This is a genomic window from Paenirhodobacter sp. CAU 1674, assembly GCF_029222945.1.
GTDB lineage: Bacteria > Pseudomonadota > Alphaproteobacteria > Rhodobacterales > Rhodobacteraceae > Rhodobacter.
This window is the reverse complement of record NZ_JARHUH010000002.1, coordinates 262521-279952: the sequence shown is the minus strand read 5'-3', so window position 1 is coordinate 279952 and position 17432 is coordinate 262521. Positions and strand designations below refer to the sequence as shown.

At 62.7% G+C, this 17432-nt stretch carries 18 protein-coding genes; all 18 read right to left on the bottom strand.

The window, feature by feature from the left end:
- Positions 1–10: 10 nt before the first annotated feature.
- The 18 genes from rpsC to rpoC all read right to left on the bottom strand — a co-directional run bounded on the left by rpsC (position 11) and on the right by rpoC (position 17413).
- Positions 11–721 (bottom strand): 30S ribosomal protein S3, encoded by a 711-nt coding sequence (gene rpsC, locus P2G62_RS03510; protein WP_275733484.1) that lies wholly within the window; start codon positions 719–721, stop codon positions 11–13.
- Complete coding sequence (gene rplV, locus P2G62_RS03505; RefSeq protein WP_275733483.1) at positions 721–1101, bottom strand: 50S ribosomal protein L22; 381 nt, start codon at positions 1099–1101, stop codon at positions 721–723. The genes rpsC and rplV overlap by 1 nt, the downstream gene beginning before the upstream one ends.
- Before the next feature lie 5 nt (positions 1102–1106).
- Positions 1107–1385, bottom strand: a complete 279-nt coding sequence (rpsS, locus tag P2G62_RS03500; RefSeq protein ID WP_275733482.1) for a 30S ribosomal protein S19 — start codon at positions 1383–1385, stop codon at positions 1107–1109.
- Between the two features lie 3 nt (positions 1386–1388).
- Positions 1389–2225 (bottom strand): 50S ribosomal protein L2, encoded by an 837-nt coding sequence (gene rplB / locus P2G62_RS03495; RefSeq protein ID WP_275733481.1) that lies wholly within the window; start codon positions 2223–2225, stop codon positions 1389–1391.
- Between the two features lie 141 nt (positions 2226–2366).
- Positions 2367–2663: a 50S ribosomal protein L23 gene (locus tag P2G62_RS03490; protein ID WP_275733480.1), complete on the bottom strand. Its 297-nt coding sequence runs from the start codon at positions 2661–2663 to the stop codon at positions 2367–2369.
- Positions 2660–3280 carry a 50S ribosomal protein L4 gene (gene rplD, locus P2G62_RS03485; protein ID WP_275733479.1) on the bottom strand — a complete coding sequence of 207 codons (621 nt, stop codon included), beginning with the start codon at positions 3278–3280 and terminating at the stop codon, positions 2660–2662. Before rplD ends, P2G62_RS03490 begins: the two co-directional genes overlap by 4 nt.
- The gene (rplC, locus tag P2G62_RS03480) at positions 3277–4008 is read right to left on the bottom strand and encodes a 50S ribosomal protein L3 (RefSeq protein WP_275733478.1); all 732 of its coding nucleotides are present in this window, start codon (positions 4006–4008) and stop codon (positions 3277–3279) included. The genes rplD and rplC overlap by 4 nt, the downstream gene beginning before the upstream one ends.
- Before the next feature lie 8 nt (positions 4009–4016).
- The gene (gene rpsJ / locus P2G62_RS03475) at positions 4017–4325 is read right to left on the bottom strand and encodes a 30S ribosomal protein S10 (protein WP_275733477.1); all 309 of its coding nucleotides are present in this window, start codon (positions 4323–4325) and stop codon (positions 4017–4019) included.
- Between the two features lie 209 nt (positions 4326–4534).
- Entirely contained in the window at positions 4535–5710 is a 1176-nt protein-coding gene (gene tuf, locus P2G62_RS03470) for an elongation factor Tu (protein ID WP_275733459.1), read from the bottom strand.
- Between the two features lie 63 nt (positions 5711–5773).
- The gene (gene fusA, locus P2G62_RS03465) at positions 5774–7897 is read right to left on the bottom strand and encodes an elongation factor G (RefSeq protein ID WP_275733476.1); all 2124 of its coding nucleotides are present in this window, start codon (positions 7895–7897) and stop codon (positions 5774–5776) included.
- A gap of 14 nt (positions 7898–7911) precedes the next feature.
- Positions 7912–8382 carry a 30S ribosomal protein S7 gene (gene rpsG, locus P2G62_RS03460; protein ID WP_275733475.1) on the bottom strand — a complete coding sequence of 157 codons (471 nt, stop codon included), beginning with the start codon at positions 8380–8382 and terminating at the stop codon, positions 7912–7914.
- A 12-nt stretch (positions 8383–8394) separates the two neighbouring features.
- Complete coding sequence (gene rpsL / locus P2G62_RS03455) at positions 8395–8766, bottom strand: 30S ribosomal protein S12 (RefSeq protein ID WP_010399029.1); 372 nt, start codon at positions 8764–8766, stop codon at positions 8395–8397.
- 248 nt (positions 8767–9014) lie between these two features.
- On the bottom strand, positions 9015–9761 hold the full coding sequence (locus P2G62_RS03450) for a phosphatase PAP2 family protein (protein WP_275733472.1): 747 nt from the start codon (positions 9759–9761) through the stop codon (positions 9015–9017).
- Entirely contained in the window at positions 9748–11181 is a 1434-nt protein-coding gene (locus P2G62_RS03445; RefSeq protein WP_275733471.1) for a glycosyltransferase family 39 protein, read from the bottom strand. Before P2G62_RS03445 ends, P2G62_RS03450 begins: the two co-directional genes overlap by 14 nt.
- Complete coding sequence (locus tag P2G62_RS03440) at positions 11156–11461, bottom strand: lipid-A-disaccharide synthase N-terminal domain-containing protein (protein WP_275733470.1); 306 nt, start codon at positions 11459–11461, stop codon at positions 11156–11158. Before P2G62_RS03440 ends, P2G62_RS03445 begins: the two co-directional genes overlap by 26 nt.
- Positions 11462–11464: 3 nt before the next feature.
- Positions 11465–12205, bottom strand: a complete 741-nt coding sequence (locus tag P2G62_RS03435) for a glycosyltransferase family 2 protein (protein ID WP_275733469.1) — start codon at positions 12203–12205, stop codon at positions 11465–11467.
- Positions 12206–12315: 110 nt separating this feature from the next.
- Positions 12316–13029 (bottom strand): hypothetical protein, encoded by a 714-nt coding sequence (locus P2G62_RS03430; protein ID WP_275733468.1) that lies wholly within the window; start codon positions 13027–13029, stop codon positions 12316–12318.
- A gap of 148 nt (positions 13030–13177) precedes the next feature.
- Positions 13178–17413: a DNA-directed RNA polymerase subunit beta' gene (gene rpoC / locus P2G62_RS03425; RefSeq protein WP_275733467.1), complete on the bottom strand. Its 4236-nt coding sequence runs from the start codon at positions 17411–17413 to the stop codon at positions 13178–13180.
- Positions 17414–17432: the final 19 nt, after the last annotated feature.

The window sequence follows — 17432 nt, the reverse complement described above, 5'->3', positions numbered from 1 at the left end:
TTCACACTCCTCAGCGGGCGTCACGGCGCGGGCCACGCGGGGCCGGGCCTTCCTGGGCCTCGGCGGCCTTGCGGTCGCGCGCTTGCGGATCATGTTCCATGATCTCGCCTTTGAAGATCCAGACTTTCACGCCGATGATCCCGTAGGGGGTCGACGCTTCGTCCGTCGCATAGTCGATGTCGGCACGCAGGGTGTGCAGCGGCACGCGACCTTCACGGTACCATTCGGTCCGCGCGATCTCGGCACCGCCCAGACGGCCCGCGACGTTCACACGGATGCCCAGGGCGCCCATGCGCATCGCGTTCTGCACGGCGCGCTTCATCGCACGGCGGAACGACACACGACGCTCCAGCTGCTGGCAGATCGACTCGGCCACCAGTTGCGCGTCCAGCTCGGGCTTGCGCACTTCAACGATGTTGAGGTGCAGTTCCGAATCAGTGAAGTTCGCCAGTTTCTTGCGCAGGGTTTCGATATCGGCGCCTTTTTTGCCGATGATCACACCCGGACGCGCAGCGTGAATGGTCACGCGGCACTTCTTGTGCGGACGCTCGATGATCACGCGCGACACACCGGCCTGCTTGGCTTCGGTGTGGATGAAATCGCGCATTTTCAGGTCTTCGAGCAGCAGGTTACCGTAGTCTTTGCTGTCGGCATACCAGCGGCTGTCCCAGGTGCGGTTGACCTGGAGACGCATCCCAATGGGGTTAACCTTCTGTCCCATTACGCACGCTCCTCGACTTGACGCACCTTGATGGTGATTTCCGAAAACGGCTTCATGATCTTGCCGAACCGGCCACGAGCGCGCGGACGACCGCGTTTCATGACAAGGTTTTTGCCAACCCAGGCTTCGGCGACGACAAGCGCGTCGACGTCCAGGCCGTGGTTGTTTTCAGCGTTGGCGATCGCCGACTGCAGGCACTTCTTCACGTCGTCAGCGATCCGCTTCTTCGAGAAGGTCAGATCGGCCAGAGCCTTGTCGACCTTCTTGCCACGGATCATCGCGGCAACGAGATTGAGTTTCTGCGGCGAGGTGCGAAGCATTTTGGTCTTGGCCATCGCTTCGTTATCCGCCACGCGGCGCGGATTCTGTTCCTTACCCATGGCGATTACTTCCTCTTGGCTTTCTTGTCGGCGGCGTGACCGTAATAGGTCCGGGTCGGCGAATATTCACCGAACTTCTGACCGATCATCTCTTCGGTAACACTCACCGGGATGTGTTTCTGACCGTTGTAGACCCCAAAGGTGAGGCCCACGAATTGCGGCAGGATGGTGGAACGACGCGACCAGATCTTGATCACTTCGCCTTTGCCCGACGCGCGCGCTTTTTCCGCTTTCTTCAGCAGATAGGCGTCAACGAACGGGCCTTTCCAAACAGAACGTGCCATGTCTTAACGACCCTTCTTAGCGTTGCGCGAACGGAGAATGTACTTGTCCGTCTTCTTGTTCGAGCGGGTCTTGTTGCCCTTGGTCCCTTTACCCCACGGGGTAACCGGGTGACGACCACCCGAGGTCCGGCCTTCACCACCACCATGCGGGTGGTCGATCGGGTTCATCGCAACACCGCGAACGGTCGGGCGCACGCCCATGTGACGTTTACGACCGGCTTTACCCAGGTTCTGGTTCGAGTGGTCGGCGTTCGACACGGCACCGATGGTCGCCATGCATTCCTGACGCACCAGACGCAGCTCGCCCGAGGACAGACGGATCTGCGCATAGCCACCGTCACGGCCGACGAACTGGGCGTAGGTGCCCGCGGCGCGTGCCAGCTGACCGCCCTTGCCCGGCTTCAGCTCGACGTTGTGCACGATCGTACCGATCGGCATGCCCGAGAACGGCATCGCGTTGCCCGGCTTGATGTCGGCTTTCGCCGAAGCGATGACCTTGTCACCGATCGCCAGACGCTGCGGGGCCAGGATATAGGCCAGCTCGCCATCTTCGTATTTGATCAGCGCGATGAAGGCGGTGCGGTTCGGATCGTATTCGATCCGCTCGACCGTCGCGGCCACATCGAACTTGCGGCGTTTGAAATCGACAATGCGGTACAGACGCTTCGCGCCGCCGCCCTTGTGCCACATCGTGACGCGCCCGGTATTGTTCCGGCCACCCGTCTTGGTCAGACCCTCGGTGAGGGCTTTGACGGGGCGGCCTTTCCAAAGCTCCGAACGGTCGATCAGAACCAGCCCACGCTGGCCCGGCGTCGTCGGTTTATACGACTTGAGTGCCATGCTCTCTGTCTTCCGTTGCTTTGGACCAAAGGTCCGTTTCGTATGGGGCGCCGTAGCTCCCCGCTCACGTTTCAGTTGCCTGAAAAGATAAAGCTCAACGGGCCCGAAGACTCGGGCCCGCGAGATTTGTAGCGGCTTCTATCAGAGGCCGGTGGAGACGTCGATAGTCATTCCGTCTTCCAGCGTGACATAGGCTTTCTTCACGTCCGAGCGCACGCCGGGGCGGCCACGGAAGCGTTTGGTCTTGCCCTTGGTCACGACGGTGTTCACCGCCTTGACCTTCACGCCGAACAGCGCCTCGACCGCTTCCTTGATCAGCGGCTTGGTCGCGGTGTTCGCCACCTGGAAGACCACCGCGCCGTTTTCGGACGCCATCGTGGCTTTCTCGGTGATGATCGGCTTGACGATCACGTCGTAGTGTTCAGCTTTCGCGCTCATTTCAGACGAGCCTCCAGAGCTTCGACACCCGCCTTCGTGATCACCAGGGTGTCACGCTTGAGGATGTCATACACGTTGGCACCCATCGTCGGCAGAACATCGATACCTTCGATGTTGCGCGCGGCGCGGGCGAAGTTCTCGTTCACGTCGGCGCCGTCGATGATCAGAACGCGCTTCCACCCCAGCTCCTTCGCCGCTTTGGCGAGGATCGCGGTTTTGGCTTCGGTCATTTCGGCAGCTTCCAGCACCACGAGGTTGCCGGTCGCGGCTTTCGACGACAGCGCATGCTTCAGACCCAGAGCCCGGAACTTCTTGGGCAGGTCATGGGCGTGCGACCGCGGGGTCGGGCCTTTGTAAACGCCACCGTGACGGAAGATCGGGGCCTTCTTGGAACCGTGACGTGCGCCGCCGGTGCCCTTCTGGCGATAGATCTTCTTGGTCGAGTAGCTGACTTCCGACTTGCCCAGCGTCGAGTGGGTGCCGGCCTGTGCTTTCGCACGCTGCCAGCGCACCACACGGTGCAGGATGTCCGCGCGGGGCTCCAGACCGAAGATGTCATCGGCCAGATCGATCGAACCGGCCTTGCCGGCGTCGAGCTTGATCACATCGAGTTTCATGCTTCACCCCCTTCGACCGAAACTTCTTCGGCCGGAGCAGCGGCAGCCGCCGCCGATTTCAGAGCGGCAGGCATCGGCACGTCGGCGGGCAGCGGTTTCTTGACCGCGTCCTTGATCGTGACCCAGCCGCCTTTGGCGCCCGGAACCGAACCCTTGACCATGATCAGACCACGGTCGGCATCGGTCTTCACCACTTGGATGTTTTGCGTGGTCACACGCACGGCACCCAGATGGCCAGCCATTTTCTTGCCCTTGAACACCTTGCCCGGGTCCTGACACTGACCGGTCGAACCGTGCGAACGGTGCGAGATCGACACACCGTGCGAAGCGCGCAGACCACCGAAGTTGTGACGCTTCATCGCACCGGCAAAGCCTTTACCGATCGAGGTGCCGGCAACGTCCACGAACTGACCGGCATTGTAGTGCTCGGCCGAGATCTCGGCGCCGACTTCGATCAGGTTTTCGGGCGACACGCGGAACTCCGCGACCTTGCGCTTGGGCGCCACGTTCGCTTTCGCGAAGTGACCACGCATGGCAGCGGTGGTGCGCTTGGCCTTGGCAGTGCCCGCGCCGAGCTGAACGGCGGTGTAGCCGTCTTTTTCGGCGGTGCGCTGCGCGACCACTTGCAGGTTGTCGAGCTGAAGAACGGTAACCGGAACTTGTTTGCCGTCTTCGAGGAACAGCCGGGTCATGCCCAGCTTCTTGGCGATAACACCAGAACGCATCATGCCCCTCCTCAGACTTTGATTTCGACGTCAACGCCAGCGGCGAGGTCGAGCTTCATCAGCGCGTCCACGGTCTGCGGGGTCGGATCGACGATGTCGAGAAGACGCTTGTGCGTGCGGATCTCCCACTGGTCGCGCGACTTCTTGTCGATGTGCGGACCACGAAGAACCGTGAATTTCTCGATTTTGTTCGGCAGCGGAATCGGGCCGCGAACGGTGGCACCGGTGCGCTTGGCGGTGTTCACGATTTCCTGGGTGCTGGCGTCCAGCACGCGGTAATCGAACGCCTTGAGCCGGATGCGAATATTTTGACCAGACATGGTATTCCCTTATCGCAGGGCTTCCAGGTTGAGAGGCAGACACCGCCGCATGCGACGCCTGCATCGAACCGTAATCTCTTGGAGATCAGGGGGGCTCCCTACGGGCTGGCCCTGAGTCTGTCAAGAGCAAATGGCGCGCCTTTCGGCGCACCATTCAATTTCACAGCACTTGCGGTCCGACGGGCCCCGAAAGGCCCGCCTAACGCCGATCACTCGATGATTTTCGAGACGACGCCAGCGCCGACGGTGCGGCCGCCTTCGCGGATGGCGAAGCGCAGTTTTTCTTCCATCGCGATCGGGGCGATCAGTTCGACTTCGAACTTCAGGTTGTCGCCCGGCATCACCATCTCGGTGCCTTCCGGCAGTTTCACGGTCCCGGTCACGTCGGTCGTGCGGAAGTAGAACTGCGGACGGTAGTTCGCGAAGAACGGCGTGTGACGACCACCTTCCTCTTTGGTGAGGATGTAGGCTTCAGCTTCGAACTTCGTGTGCGGCTTCACCGAACCCGGCTTGCACAGAACCTGACCACGCTCAACGCCGTCACGGTCGACACCGCGCAGCAGCGCGCCGATGTTGTCGCCCGCTTCACCGCGATCCAGCAGCTTGCGGAACATCTCGACGCCCGTGCAGGTCGTCTTCTTGGTCGCGCGGATACCCACGATTTCCAGTTCGTCGCCCACGTTCACAGCGCCACGCTCCACACGGCCGGTCACAACCGTGCCGCGGCCCGAGATCGAGAACACGTCTTCGATCGGCATCAGGAACGGCTGGTCGACAGCGCGCTCGGGGGTCGGGATGTATTCGTCGACAGCGGCCAGCAGCGCGCGGATCGAGTTCTCGCCGATTTCCGGGTCACGGCCTTCCAGAGCGGCCAGAGCCGAGCCCTTGATGATCGGAATGTCGTCGCCGGGGTAGTCGTAGGACGACAGCAGTTCGCGGATTTCCATCTCGACCAGTTCGAGCAGCTCTTCGTCGTCAACCTGGTCGACCTTGTTCATGTACACGACCATGTAGGGGATGCCGACCTGACGGCCGAGCAGGATGTGCTCGCGCGTCTGCGGCATCGGGCCGTCGGCCGCGTTCACAACCAGGATCGCGCCGTCCATCTGCGCCGCACCCGTGATCATGTTCTTCACATAGTCCGCGTGGCCGGGGCAGTCGACGTGCGCGTAGTGACGGTTCGCCGTCTCGTATTCAACGTGCGCGGTCGAGATCGTGATCCCGCGCGCTTTCTCTTCCGGCGCACCGTCAATCTGGTCGTAGGCTTTGAACTCACCAAAATACTTGGTGATCGCTGCCGTCAGAGTGGTCTTCCCGTGGTCAACGTGGCCAATCGTGCCGATGTTGACGTGCGGTTTGTTCCGTTCAAACTTTGCCTTTGCCATAATGGCCTCCTGTATCGTGTGATCGCGAAGGAGGCGCCGGGGTTTCCCCCGACGCCCGTATCCTTACGCGTATTTCTTCTGGATCTCGTCCGAGATGTTCTGCGGCACGGCGTCGTAATGGTCGAAGCTCATCGAGAACACGGCGCGGCCCGAGGACATCGAGCGCAGGTTGTTGATGTAGCCGAACATGTTGGCCAGCGGCACCATGGCCGAGATCACGTTGGCGTTGCCGCGCGTGTCCTGACCCTGAACCATGCCCCGACGCGAGGTCAGGTCGCCGATGATGCCACCGGTGTATTCTTCCGGGGTCACCACTTCGACTTTCATGATCGGCTCGAGCAGCTTCGCGCCGGCCTTTTTCAGACCTTCACGCATCGCCGCACGGGCCGCGATTTCGAACGCCAGCACCGACGAGTCGACGTCATGGAAGGCACCGTCGATCAGAGCGACCTTGAAGTCGATAACCGGGAAGCCAGCCAGCGGGCCCGAGTCCATGACGGACTTGATGCCTTTTTCGACGCCGGGGATGTATTCCTTCGGAACCGCACCGCCCACGATCTTCGATTCGAACGAATAGCCTTCGCCCACTTCGGTCGGGGTGATGATCAGCTTCACGCGCGCGAACTGGCCGGTACCACCCGACTGTTTCTTGTGCGTGTAGTCGATTTCGGCTTCACGCGAGATGGTCTCGCGGTAGGCCACCTGCGGCGCACCGATGTTCGCCTCGACCTTGAACTCGCGCTTCATGCGGTCGACCAGGATGTCGAGGTGAAGTTCGCCCATGCCCTTCATGATGGTCTGGCCCGATTCGAAATCGGTTTCGACGCGGAACGACGGGTCTTCGGCCGAGAGACGAGCAAGCGCGAGGCCCATCTTCTCTTGGTCGGCTTTCGACTTCGGCTCCACGGCGATCTCGATCACCGGCTCGGGGAAGGTCATCGTTTCCAGAACGACCGGCTTGGCCACGTCGCACAGGGTGTCGCCGGTGGTGGTCTCTTTCAGACCGGCCAGCGCGATGATGTCGCCCGCATAGGCTTCTTCGATCTCTTCGCGGTTGATCGAGTGCATCATCATCATACGACCGACGCGCTCTTTCTTGCCTTTGGTTGCGTTGAGGATCTGGTCACCTTTTTTCACCACGCCCGAATAGATCCGGGTGAAGGTCAGCGAGCCGACGAAGGGGTCGTTCATGATCTTGAACGCCAGAGCCGAGAAGGGCTCTTCGTCCGAGGCATGACGCTCGATGTTACGGGTTTCCGTCTCATCGCCCGGGGCGAAACCGACATAGGCCGGCACGTCCAGCGGGCTCGGCAGATAGTCGATCACGGCGTTCAGCAGCGGCTGCACGCCCTTGTTTTTGAACGCCGAACCGGCGGTCACCGGCACGAAGGCCATCGCCAGCGTGCCCTTGCGGATCAGCTTGTGCAGCGTTTCCACGTCGGGTTCGTTGCCTTCAAGGTAGGCTTCCATCGCCGCATCGTCCTGCTCGACGGCAAGCTCGACAAGGTTGGCGCGCCACTCGTTGGCAACGTCCTGAAGTTCGGCGCGGATCGGTTGACGGACCCACGAGGCACCCAGGTCTTCGCCCTGGTAGACCCATTCTTCCATGGTCACGAGGTCAACGATACCTTCCAGCTTGTCCTCGGCACCGATCGGCAGGGCGATCGGGCACGGGGTCGCGCCGGTGCGGTCCTTGATCATCTTCACACAGTTGAAGAAGTCAGCGCCGATCTTGTCCATCTTGTTGACGAACACGATCCGCGGCACCTTGTAGCGGTCAGCCTGACGCCACACGGTTTCGGTCTGCGGCTCGACGCCGGCGTTGGCGTCCAGCAGACAGACGGCACCGTCGAGCACCGCGAGCGAGCGTTCGACTTCGATGGTGAAGTCGACGTGGCCGGGGGTGTCGATGATGTTGAAGCGGAACTTCGTGTCCGAAGTGCCCTCGGCGGTCGGATCTTCCTGGCGCTGCCAGAAAGTGGTCGTCGCGGCCGAGGTGATGGTGATCCCGCGTTCCTGTTCCTGCTCCATCCAGTCCATCGTCGCGGCGCCGTCGTGGACTTCGCCGATCTTGTGGGACTTGCCGGTGTAGTAGAGGATGCGTTCGGTCGTCGTGGTCTTGCCCGCGTCGATGTGGGCCATGATGCCGAAGTTGCGATAGCGGGTCAGCGGATAGGCGCGTGCCATTTCGTGGGCTCCTGTTACCAGCGGTAATGGCTGAACGCTTTGTTCGCGTCGGCCATCTTGTGGGTGTCTTCGCGCTTCTTCACAGCCGAACCGCGCGAGTTCACGGCGTCAAGCAGCTCGCCGGCGAGACGCTCTTCCATCGTGTTTTCGTTGCGGTTCTTCGCGGCGGTGATCAGCCAGCGGATCGCCAGGGCTTCGCGACGGGTCGGACGAACCTCGACCGGCACCTGGTAGGTGGCACCACCCACACGACGCGAACGCACTTCGACCGAAGGCTTCACGTTGTCGAGGGCTTCGTGGAACACTTCGATCGGCTCGCGCTTCAGCTTGCCCTCGACGCGCTCCAGCGCGCTGTAGACGATGCGTTCGGCGGCCGATTTCTTGCCGTCGATCATCAGGTTGTTCATGAATTTGGTCAGAACGCGGTCACCGAACTTGGCGTCCGGCAGAACTTCGCGTTTCTCAGCGGCGTGACGACGAGACATCTGTCGATCTCCTTATTTCGGACGCTTCGCGCCGTATTTCGAACGGCGTTGACGACGATCTTTAACACCTTGGGTATCCAGCACACCGCGCAGGATGTGGTAACGGACACCCGGAAGGTCTTTCACCCGGCCGCCACGGATCAGAACCACGGAGTGTTCCTGAAGGTTGTGCTTTTCGCCCGGGATGTAGGAGATGACCTCGAAGCCATTGGTCAGGCGCACTTTGGCGACCTTACGCATAGCCGAGTTCGGTTTCTTCGGAGTCGTCGTGTAGACGCGCGTGCACACGCCACGTTTTTGCGGGCACGACTGAAGGTGCTGCGACTTGGAGCGCTGCACCTTGGGCTGCCGCGGCTTGCGGATCAGCTGTTGGATGGTAGGCATACCGGTTCCCCGTATTTGCTCTGTCAATACTCGCACCCAATAGCCCGGGTGCGCCACTTCTCGACGGCGCCTTGCGCCTATCGCAAAACGCCAAACCGCATTGCACCCCCTCCGAAAAGGCGGCGAATGCGTTGAAATCCAGAGGATCGAGGCTATAGGGCCCGGATCGTGACCACTGAAGTTCGGCTACCCTGCGGACACACTGCGCCCGTCGGGTAGCGGCGCTATAGGGGGAGTCGCGGGGCTTGTCAACTGCGCCGCCCCGTCAGCCCCCGCCCCCGCGCAAGCCATGGTGCCAGCTGACCCGCGAAGATCGCGTGCAGCGCCCAGGCCAGGGTCAGCATGAACAGCGCCGCAAAGACAGCGTCCGAGGCGAAATGGCGCCCGGTGCCGACCCGCTGCACGATGACGAAGACCGGGATGAACACGGCCACGACCCGCCCGTAGATTACCAGCCACCGGGCCAGCCGGGCGCGCCAGAAGCTCAGCGCCAGCCACAGGCAGATGCCCAGAACCACCGCCGCCGCCACCTCCCCCGAGACGAAGGAACAGTTCGCGCTGCACTGATCGGCGAATTGTCCGGCGGGGGTAAACAACCGGTCGCCCCCGAATTCGGTCACATTGGCCGGACGCGCCCGGCCCGACTGCGCCTTCAGGAACCCGTTCACCAGCAAAAGCGGCCCCAGCAGATACAACGTGAAGACAAACCCCCAGACCCGCGCAGGCAGATCCAGCACCGGGCGATTGCGGGCAAGCGCGCGCCACAGCGCGAAAGGTGTGGCCAGGAATACGAGGATCGACACATCCCAAAGCCGCTGGCGCAGGAATTCCCACATCCAGCGGTCTGCCAGCGGCGAAAACCCCGCTTCGGGTCCATGCCAGAACAGCCCGGTGATCGCCAGATCAACGCCCGGCGCGCCACGAAACAGCGCCAGCGCCACCAGCCATCCGGCGATCAGCCAGCGCCCGGTCATCTGATAGTCAATCTGCGGCATCCAGACACTCCGCCTCAATCACATAGGGGGTCAGGCCCTTGCCCGCCCAGGTTCCCGTGCCGTTCAACACCCCCGCGGGCGGCACCGGCCCGGTCCCGCAATCGACCGGCGCCGTCGCGATCAGCAGAAGCTTGCCGCTGAACCCTGCAGGCAGCGCGAAATTCTGCGCATAGTAATGCTCGGGCCGCCCCTCGGGACGCGCCGCATAGATCGGCACGCCGCTTTCGCGCCCTGTATAGAACAGATCGGCCAGCACATCCCGGTTGTCGCTCAGCACCGGCAGGCCTTCGGCCCGGGCCAGCGCCAGGATCTGTTCGCTCATCGCTGTGCGTCCCAGATAACGGTGCAGCAGGGTCTGCCCGTTCACCTCGGGCCAGGGCGCCAGAACCGTCAGCACCGGCAGCGCCACCGCGACCAGCAGGTTGACCGCCAGCGCCAGCCAGCGCCAGCGCGCGCCCATCACCCAGACCGCCAGAACCGTGCCCGCAAAATAGGTCGCCACCGCCCAGTTGGCATAGGCCTTGCCCAGCAGCGATTGCACCAGAACCACCGCCAGGGGCGGCACCGCAAACACCGCCAGCGCGCGCAAGGCCGCAGTGCGCGCCCGCACCAGCCCCCACAGGAAGGCAGCCATGGTCAGCGGACCGAAAACAATGAACTGACTGGCCAGGAACTCGGCCATCGCACCGGGGCGGAGATTGGCGCCGGTGCGCACCCAGCCGACATTGTCCATCGTATGCTCGACCGTGGTCAGATCATGCGTCAGGTTCCAGGCCACATTGGGTGCGATCACCAGACCGAACCCCAAGGCCATCAGCAGTGCATTGCGCCAGCCGGGCCGCAGAGCGGGCGCCACCAGCACCGCCAGAACCGCGCCCGGAATCAGATAGACGGCGGCATATTTCGCCATGAACGCCGCCCCCGCACAAATCCCTGCGGCGAAGGCATCGCCTGCGCGCCCGCCCTGCCCCGCGCGCACAAAGAACAGCAGCGCCCCGGCATAGAACGGCGCCATCACCGTGTCGGTCGAGATCAGCAATGACCCCAGTGCCACGAAGGGCAGCGTGACATAGATCGCCGCCGTCCACAGCGCCACCCGGGCATCCGCCAGCCGCGCCGCCAGTGCCGCCAGAATCAACGCCGTAATCCCGTGCAGCACCGCGCCCGGCATGCGCACCCAGAACGGCGCATCCGACCCGGCCAGATCGGTGACCGCCCGCAGCAGCCAGCCGATCAGCGGCGGCTTCGAATAATAGCCGAAGTCGAAATTCTGGCCCCAGAACCAGTATTGCGCCTCGTCGACGAACAGATCGGTGCGGTTGAACGCCAGCGCCACCAGCCGCAGCCCGGTCACCGCCGCAACGACGGCAATCGCAGGCGCGAGCCAGCCGCGCTCAGAACTCGCGGCGGCGCTTGGCATAGATCAGCCACAGGTTGCGGACGTAGATGAACACGCCCAGACCCTGCCCCAGAATGAATACCGGGTCCTGACGATAGATCGCATAGCTGAGCAGCATCACCCCGCCCGCCAGCGAGAAATACCAGAACACCACCGGCACCACGGAATCCCGGGCGCGCTCGGATGCGATCCATTGCACCAGGAAGCGCCCGGTGAACATGCCCTGCGCGGCAAAGCCGAAGATCACCCACCACAGTTCGGTCGTGCTGTCGACCTTCAGAACCGTCATCAGCCAATGCATGACTTACTCCGCTTTTTCAGAGGCGAAAACTTCGATCGGACGCGATTTCTTGCGCCGCTTCAACAGCCATGCGACCCCGGCCAGATCGACAATGCCGACCAGCCCGCGCTGCAGATTGGAATAGTGCGAGCGCCCGCCGCCGCGCGCGCGGTGGCTGACATCGACATGCGCGACCTGCCAGCCATCGCGCGCAAACAGCGCGGGCAGATAGCGGTGCATATGGTCGAAATACGGCAGCGCCAGAAAGGCCTCGCGCCGGAACGCCTTGAGCCCGCAACCGGTATCGCGCGTGCCATCCTTCAAGATCCGCGCACGCAGCCCGTTGGCGAATTTCGAGGCGAGTTTCTTTGACAGCGTATCCTGCCGGCCGACACGTTGCCCGGCCACCAGCCCCACGTCACCAGACCCCGCGACCCGAAGCGGCGCCATCAGCTTGGGCAGCTCTTCGGGCGGGTTCTGGCCATCGCCATCCAGCGTGCAGATGATCCCGCCGCGCGCCACGCGCACGCCCGAATGCACCGCTGCCGACTGACCGCCCGAACGGTCGTGGCGCAGCACGCGCAACCGCGGCGCCTGCGCCATACGGGCGCGCAAGATCGCCTCCATCCCGTCGTCCGAGGCGTCATCGACCACGATCACCTCGTAATCGCAGACCGGCGCGCAGGCGGCATCAATGCCATCCAGCAGCGCCTCGATGTTCGACGCCTCGTTGCGCGCCGGGATCACAATGGAAACTTCCGTCATAGCACCTTCACCGCAGCCGCCCGGACCGGGCCCCTTCTCTTACCCGCAGGTCCAGTTGATGTAAACTCGCAGGGCCGCACGATGGCGGCACCGCCGGTGCCCGCAAGAATTCAACCGAATTTGGCGAAAAGCTTGGAATAGGCCGGTTTCAACCCGCCGCGCGCGGCCAGCGTTGCCGCAACGTCGCCCGCCTCTGCCGCAGCCAGAAACGCCTCGACCGAGGCGACAAAACCCGCCATCAGCGGCGCATATTCTGCGGCGTCCGCCTCGGGCGCCGGATGGGTCAGGATCTGCGTCGCCAGATAATCAAGCAACCTCGCATCGGCCAGAAGCTGCGCCGCGGCCCCTGCCCCGGACACGCTGTACTCGGTTGTCAGCACCTTCTCCATCGCGGCGTGGTAGTCATTCATCCGGTCCGAAAACCCGATCAGACCATTGCGGGCATGCAGTGCGGCGACCTCATCGCGCACTGCTTCCAGCGTTTCATGCGCCGCCGCCAGATCGCCCGCCGCGGCCTGCGCCGTCGCGCTTTCAATCAACCCGTCCACGGTCTGAAACGTCAGCGGCAGCCCGGCGTCGTCGGCATATTGCGGCGGCGGGGTCTGGCCCCAGCCCGCAGCCAGCCCGTCCCAGGCGGCGTTGAACTTTTCCAGTGCGGACAGGGTTTCCGGGCCTTTGCCCTGATTGCTCAGAAACAGGGCCGCGCGATAGGCGCCATAGGCCCCGCGCAGCTGCGCCTCCGCCTCGGTGAAGGGGCTGGCCGCTACGGGCAGGGCCAGCGTCACCGCCACAAACGCGACAACAGAGCCGGAAAAAGAGCGCATTGTAAAATCCTCCTGGTGCCGGGACAGGGGCGCGATGACCGGCCGCCATCCCCCGACTATCCCTCGCCGCAACAGGCCCGGCAACGGCAAAATGAAAACCCCGCGCGATCGCTCGCGCGGGGTCATGGCCTGAACCGTCAGGCGAAGATCAGTCGCGGCTTTCCGGCGTTTCGACCGCGCCGAGATCGGCATCGTCGAAGCCCGAAGCAACCGGCGCGGCCAGGGCCGCGGCCGCTTCGGCCTCGGCACGACGGGCCTCGATAACCACGTTGTCGCGTTCGGCTGCGATCTTGCGCACGCGGGCGGTCGCACCGCCCGTGCCCGCCGGGATCAGACGACCGACGATCACGTTCTCTTTCAGACCGACCAGCTTGTCGCGCTTGCCCTGAACCGAAGCTTCGGTCAGCACCCGCGTGGTTTCCTGGAACGAGGCCGCCGAGATGAACGAGCGGGTCTGCAGCGAGGCCTTGGTGATGCCCAGCAGAACCGGTTCGCCCACGGCCGGACGCCCACCGCGCGCCTCGACCTTGGCATTCTCTTCCTCGAACTCGGCCTTGTCGACGTTCTCGCCTTTCAGCAGCGTCGAATCGCCCGAATCCAGGATCTCGATCTTCTGCAGCATCTGGCGAACGATCACCTCGATGTGCTTGTCGTTGATCTTCACGCCCTGCAGTCGATAGACGTCCTGCACCTCGTCGATGAGGTAGTCGGCCAAAGCCTCGATCCCCATGATGCGCAGGATGTCGTGCGGCGCCGGGTTGCCGTCCATGATGTAGTCACCCTTCTGCACGAAGTCGCCTTCCTGCACCGGGATGTGCTTGCCTTTCGGCACCATGTATTCAACCGGCTCCAGCCCCTCTTGCGAGGGCTCGATGGTGATGCGGCGCTTGTTCTTGTAGTCCTTGCCAAAGCGCACATAGCCGTCGATTTCCGCGATGATCGCGTGATCCTTCGGACGACGGGCCTCGAACAGTTCCGCCACGCGGGGCAGACCCCCGGTGATGTCCTTGGTCTTGGCACCTTCGCGCGGGATACGCGCCACAACGTCACCGGCCTTCACCTCTTGCCCGTCCTCGACCGACAGAATCGCGTCGACCGACATCGGATAGGTGACCGGGTTGCCCGCCTCGTTGCGCACCGGCTCGCCATCGGCATCGACGATGATGATCTCCGGCTTCAGATCGTTGCCTTTCGGCGCCGAGCGCCAATCGGTCACGATCTTCTGCGTCATGCCGGTGGCTTCGTCCGTCTCTTCGCGCACCGCGATACCCGAAACGAGGTCGACGAATTTCGCCACACCGGCCTTTTCGGCGATGATCGGCAGGGTGTAGGGGTCCCATTCGTAAAGCTTGGCGCCGCGTTTGACCGCCTCGCCTTCCTTCACGAAGATCTTCGACCCGTAGCTCAGCTTGTGGCTGGCCCGCTCTTCGCCCTGATCGTCCACGATCACGACCTGCATGTTCCGACCCATGACGATTTGCTCGCCATTGTCGTTGATCAGCAGGTTCGGGTTGCGGAACTCGATCTTGCCTTCCTGGCTGGCTTCCTGGAACGACTGCGAGCCACCCTGCGCGATACCGCCGATGTGGAAGGTCCGCATCGTCAGCTGCGTGCCGGGTTCCCCGATCGACTGCGCCGCGATGATGCCCACGGCTTCGCCCTGGTTCACCAGCGTGCCGCGCGCCAGATCGCGACCGTAGCACAGCGCGCAAACGCCCTCTTCGGCCTCGCAGGTCAGCGCCGAGCGGATCCGCACCGACTGGATGCCCGATTGCTCGATCAGGTCGGCCTTGCGTTCGTCGATCAGCTCGTTCTTGCGCACCAGCACCTCGTCGGTGCCCGGAACCAGCACGTCATCGGCCGCGACACGGCCCAGAACGCGCTCGCCCAGCGGCGCCACGACTTCACCGTCGTTTACGGCCGCCGAAGCGGTGATCGCGCGCTCGGTGCCGCAATCGTGCGAGCGCACGATGCAGTCCTGCGCCACGTCGACCAGACGACGGGTCAGGTAACCCGAGTTCGCCGTTTTCAGTGCGGTATCGGCCAGACCCTTACGGGCGCCGTGGGTGGAGTTGAAGTACTCCAACACGGTCAGGCCTTCCTTAAAGTTCGAGATGATCGGCGTTTCGATGATCTCGCCCGACGGCTTGGCCATCAGGCCCCGCATCCCGCCCAGCTGCTTCATCTGTGCCGGCGAACCCCGCGCACCGGAGTGCGACATCATGTAGACCGAGTTCGGTTCTTTCTCCATGCCCGCGTCATCGACGCGCACAGCGGAGATTTCCTTCATCATCTCGGCCGCGACGGCATCCGAGCACTTCGACCAGGCATCGACAACTTTGTTATACTTCTCGCCCTGGGTAATCAGGCCGTCCATATACTGCTGTTCGAATTCCTTCACCTGATCGCGCACGCCGTTCACGATGTCCCACTTGGTGTCGGGGATCACCATGTCGTCCTTGCCGAACGAGATGCCGGCCTTGAACGCCTCGCGGAAGCCCATGCCCATGATCTGGTCACAGAAGATGACCGACTCTTTCTGACCGCAGTAGCGATAGACGGTGTCGATGACGTTTTGCACGTCTTTCTTCCGCAGCAGACGGTTCACCAGATCGAACGGCGCCTTGGCGTTCAGCGGCAAGAGCGCGCCCAGACGCAGACGACCGGGGGTCGTTTCATAGCGTTTGAACACTTCGTTGCCGGTTTCGTCGATCTGCTTGACGCGCGCCTGGATCTTGGCGTGCAGATGCACGACCTTGGCGTTCAGCGCGTGTTCCACTTCCTCGACCGAACCGAAGACCATGCCTTCGCCCGGCATGCCCTTGCGCTCCATCGTGGTGTAGTAGAGGCCAAGGATCATGTCCTGCGACGGAACGATGATCGGCGCGCCGTTGGCGGGCGACAGAACGTTGTTCGTCGACATCATCAGGACGCGCGCTTCCAGCTGGGCTTCCAGCGAGAGCGGAACGTGAACGGCCATCTGGTCACCGTCGAAGTCGGCGTTGAAGGCCGAACACACCAGCGGGTGCAGCTGAATAGCCTTGCCTTCGATCAGGATCGGCTCGAACGCCTGGATGCCCAGACGGTGCAGCGTCGGCGCGCGGTTCAGCAGAACCGGATGCTCGCGGATCACCTCGTCCAGGATATCCCAAACTTCGGGGCGTTCCTTCTCGACCAGTTTCTTGGCCTGTTTCACCGTCGAGCTGAGGCCCTTGGCCTCCAGCCGCGAATAGATGAAGGGCTTGAACAGTTCGAGCGCCATCTTCTTTGGCAGACCGCACTGGTGCAGTTTCAGCTCCGGCCCGGTCACGATGACCGAACGACCCGAGAAGTCGACGCGTTTACCCAGAAGGTTCTGACGGAAGCGACCCTGCTTGCCTTTCAGCATGTCCGACAGCGACTTCAGCGGGCGCTTGTTGGTGCCCGTGATAACGCGGCCGCGACGGCCGTTGTCGAACAGCGCATCGACCGATTCCTGCAGCATCCGCTTTTCGTTGCGCACGATGATATCGGGCGCGCGCAGTTCGATCAGACGCTTCAGACGGTTGTTCCGGTTGATGACGCGGCGATACAGATCGTTCAGATCCGAGGTCGCGAAACGGCCACCATCCAGCGGCACCAGCGGGCGCAGTTCCGGCGGAATGACCGGCAGCACCGTCAGCACCATCCATTCCGGGCGGTTGCCCGATTCCAGGAAGGATTCGACGATCTTCAGACGCTTGATGATCTTTTTCGGCTTCAGCTCGCCGGTGGCTTCCTTCAGCTCCTCGCGCAGTTGCTCTGCGGTCGCCTCGAGGTCGATCGCGGCCAGCATCTCACGAATGGCTTCGGCGCCGATATTGGCGGTGAAGGCGTCGGCACCGTATTGGTCCTGCGCATCCAGATATTCGTCTTCGGTCAGCAGCTGACCATAGCTCAGGTCGGTCAGACCCGGCTCGAGGACGACATAGTTTTCGAAATAGAGGATGCGCTCCAGATCGCGCAGCGTCATGTCCAGCATCAGGCCGATACGCGAGGGCAGCGACTTGAGGAACCAGATATGCGCGACGGGCGAGGCCAGCTCGATATGGCCCATGCGCTCGCGACGGACCTTCTGCAGCGTGACTTCGACACCGCATTTTTCGCAGACGACGCCGCGATATTTCATGCGTTTGTATTTGCCGCACAGGCATTCGTAATCTTTGATCGGGCCAAAGATACGGGCGCAGAACAGACCGTCACGCTCCGGTTTGAAGGTCCGGTAGTTGATGGTTTCCGGCTTTTTGATCTCGCCATACGACCACGACAGGATACGCTCGGGCGAAGCCAGCGAGATCTTGATCTCGTCGAACTGCTTGGGCGCGGCCAGCGGGTTGAACGGGTTTTGAGTGAGTTCCTGGTTCATCTGTTATTCCTTGAATGAG

Excerpts from the sequence above, each read along its gene's own strand:
- rpsC (WP_275733484.1), bottom strand. The coding sequence starts at position 721 with ATGGGACAGAAGGTTAACCCCATTGGGATGCGTCTCCAGGTCAACCGC.
- rplV (WP_275733483.1), bottom strand. The coding sequence starts at position 1,101 with ATGGGTAAGGAACAGAATCCGCGCCGCGTGGCGGATAACGAAGCGATG.
- rpsS (WP_275733482.1), bottom strand. The coding sequence starts at position 1,385 with ATGGCACGTTCTGTTTGGAAAGGCCCGTTCGTTGACGCCTATCTGCTG.
- rplB (WP_275733481.1), bottom strand. The coding sequence starts at position 2,225 with ATGGCACTCAAGTCGTATAAACCGACGACGCCGGGCCAGCGTGGGCTG.
- P2G62_RS03490 (WP_275733480.1), bottom strand. The coding sequence starts at position 2,663 with ATGAGCGCGAAAGCTGAACACTACGACGTGATCGTCAAGCCGATCATC.
- rplD (WP_275733479.1), bottom strand. The coding sequence starts at position 3,280 with ATGAAACTCGATGTGATCAAGCTCGACGCCGGCAAGGCCGGTTCGATC.
- rplC (WP_275733478.1), bottom strand. The coding sequence starts at position 4,008 with ATGATGCGTTCTGGTGTTATCGCCAAGAAGCTGGGCATGACCCGGCTG.
- rpsJ (WP_275733477.1), bottom strand. The coding sequence starts at position 4,325 with ATGTCTGGTCAAAATATTCGCATCCGGCTCAAGGCGTTCGATTACCGC.
- tuf (WP_275733459.1), bottom strand. The coding sequence starts at position 5,710 with ATGGCAAAGGCAAAGTTTGAACGGAACAAACCGCACGTCAACATCGGC.
- fusA (WP_275733476.1), bottom strand. The coding sequence starts at position 7,897 with ATGGCACGCGCCTATCCGCTGACCCGCTATCGCAACTTCGGCATCATG.
- rpsG (WP_275733475.1), bottom strand. The coding sequence starts at position 8,382 with ATGTCTCGTCGTCACGCCGCTGAGAAACGCGAAGTTCTGCCGGACGCC.
- rpsL (WP_010399029.1), bottom strand. The coding sequence starts at position 8,766 with ATGCCTACCATCCAACAGCTGATCCGCAAGCCGCGGCAGCCCAAGGTG.
- P2G62_RS03450 (WP_275733472.1), bottom strand. The coding sequence starts at position 9,761 with ATGCCGCAGATTGACTATCAGATGACCGGGCGCTGGCTGATCGCCGGA.
- P2G62_RS03445 (WP_275733471.1), bottom strand. The coding sequence starts at position 11,181 with ATGCCAAGCGCCGCCGCGAGTTCTGAGCGCGGCTGGCTCGCGCCTGCG.
- P2G62_RS03440 (WP_275733470.1), bottom strand. The coding sequence starts at position 11,461 with ATGCATTGGCTGATGACGGTTCTGAAGGTCGACAGCACGACCGAACTG.
- P2G62_RS03435 (WP_275733469.1), bottom strand. The coding sequence starts at position 12,205 with ATGACGGAAGTTTCCATTGTGATCCCGGCGCGCAACGAGGCGTCGAAC.
- P2G62_RS03430 (WP_275733468.1), bottom strand. The coding sequence starts at position 13,029 with ATGCGCTCTTTTTCCGGCTCTGTTGTCGCGTTTGTGGCGGTGACGCTG.
- rpoC (WP_275733467.1), bottom strand. The coding sequence starts at position 17,413 with ATGAACCAGGAACTCACTCAAAACCCGTTCAACCCGCTGGCCGCGCCC.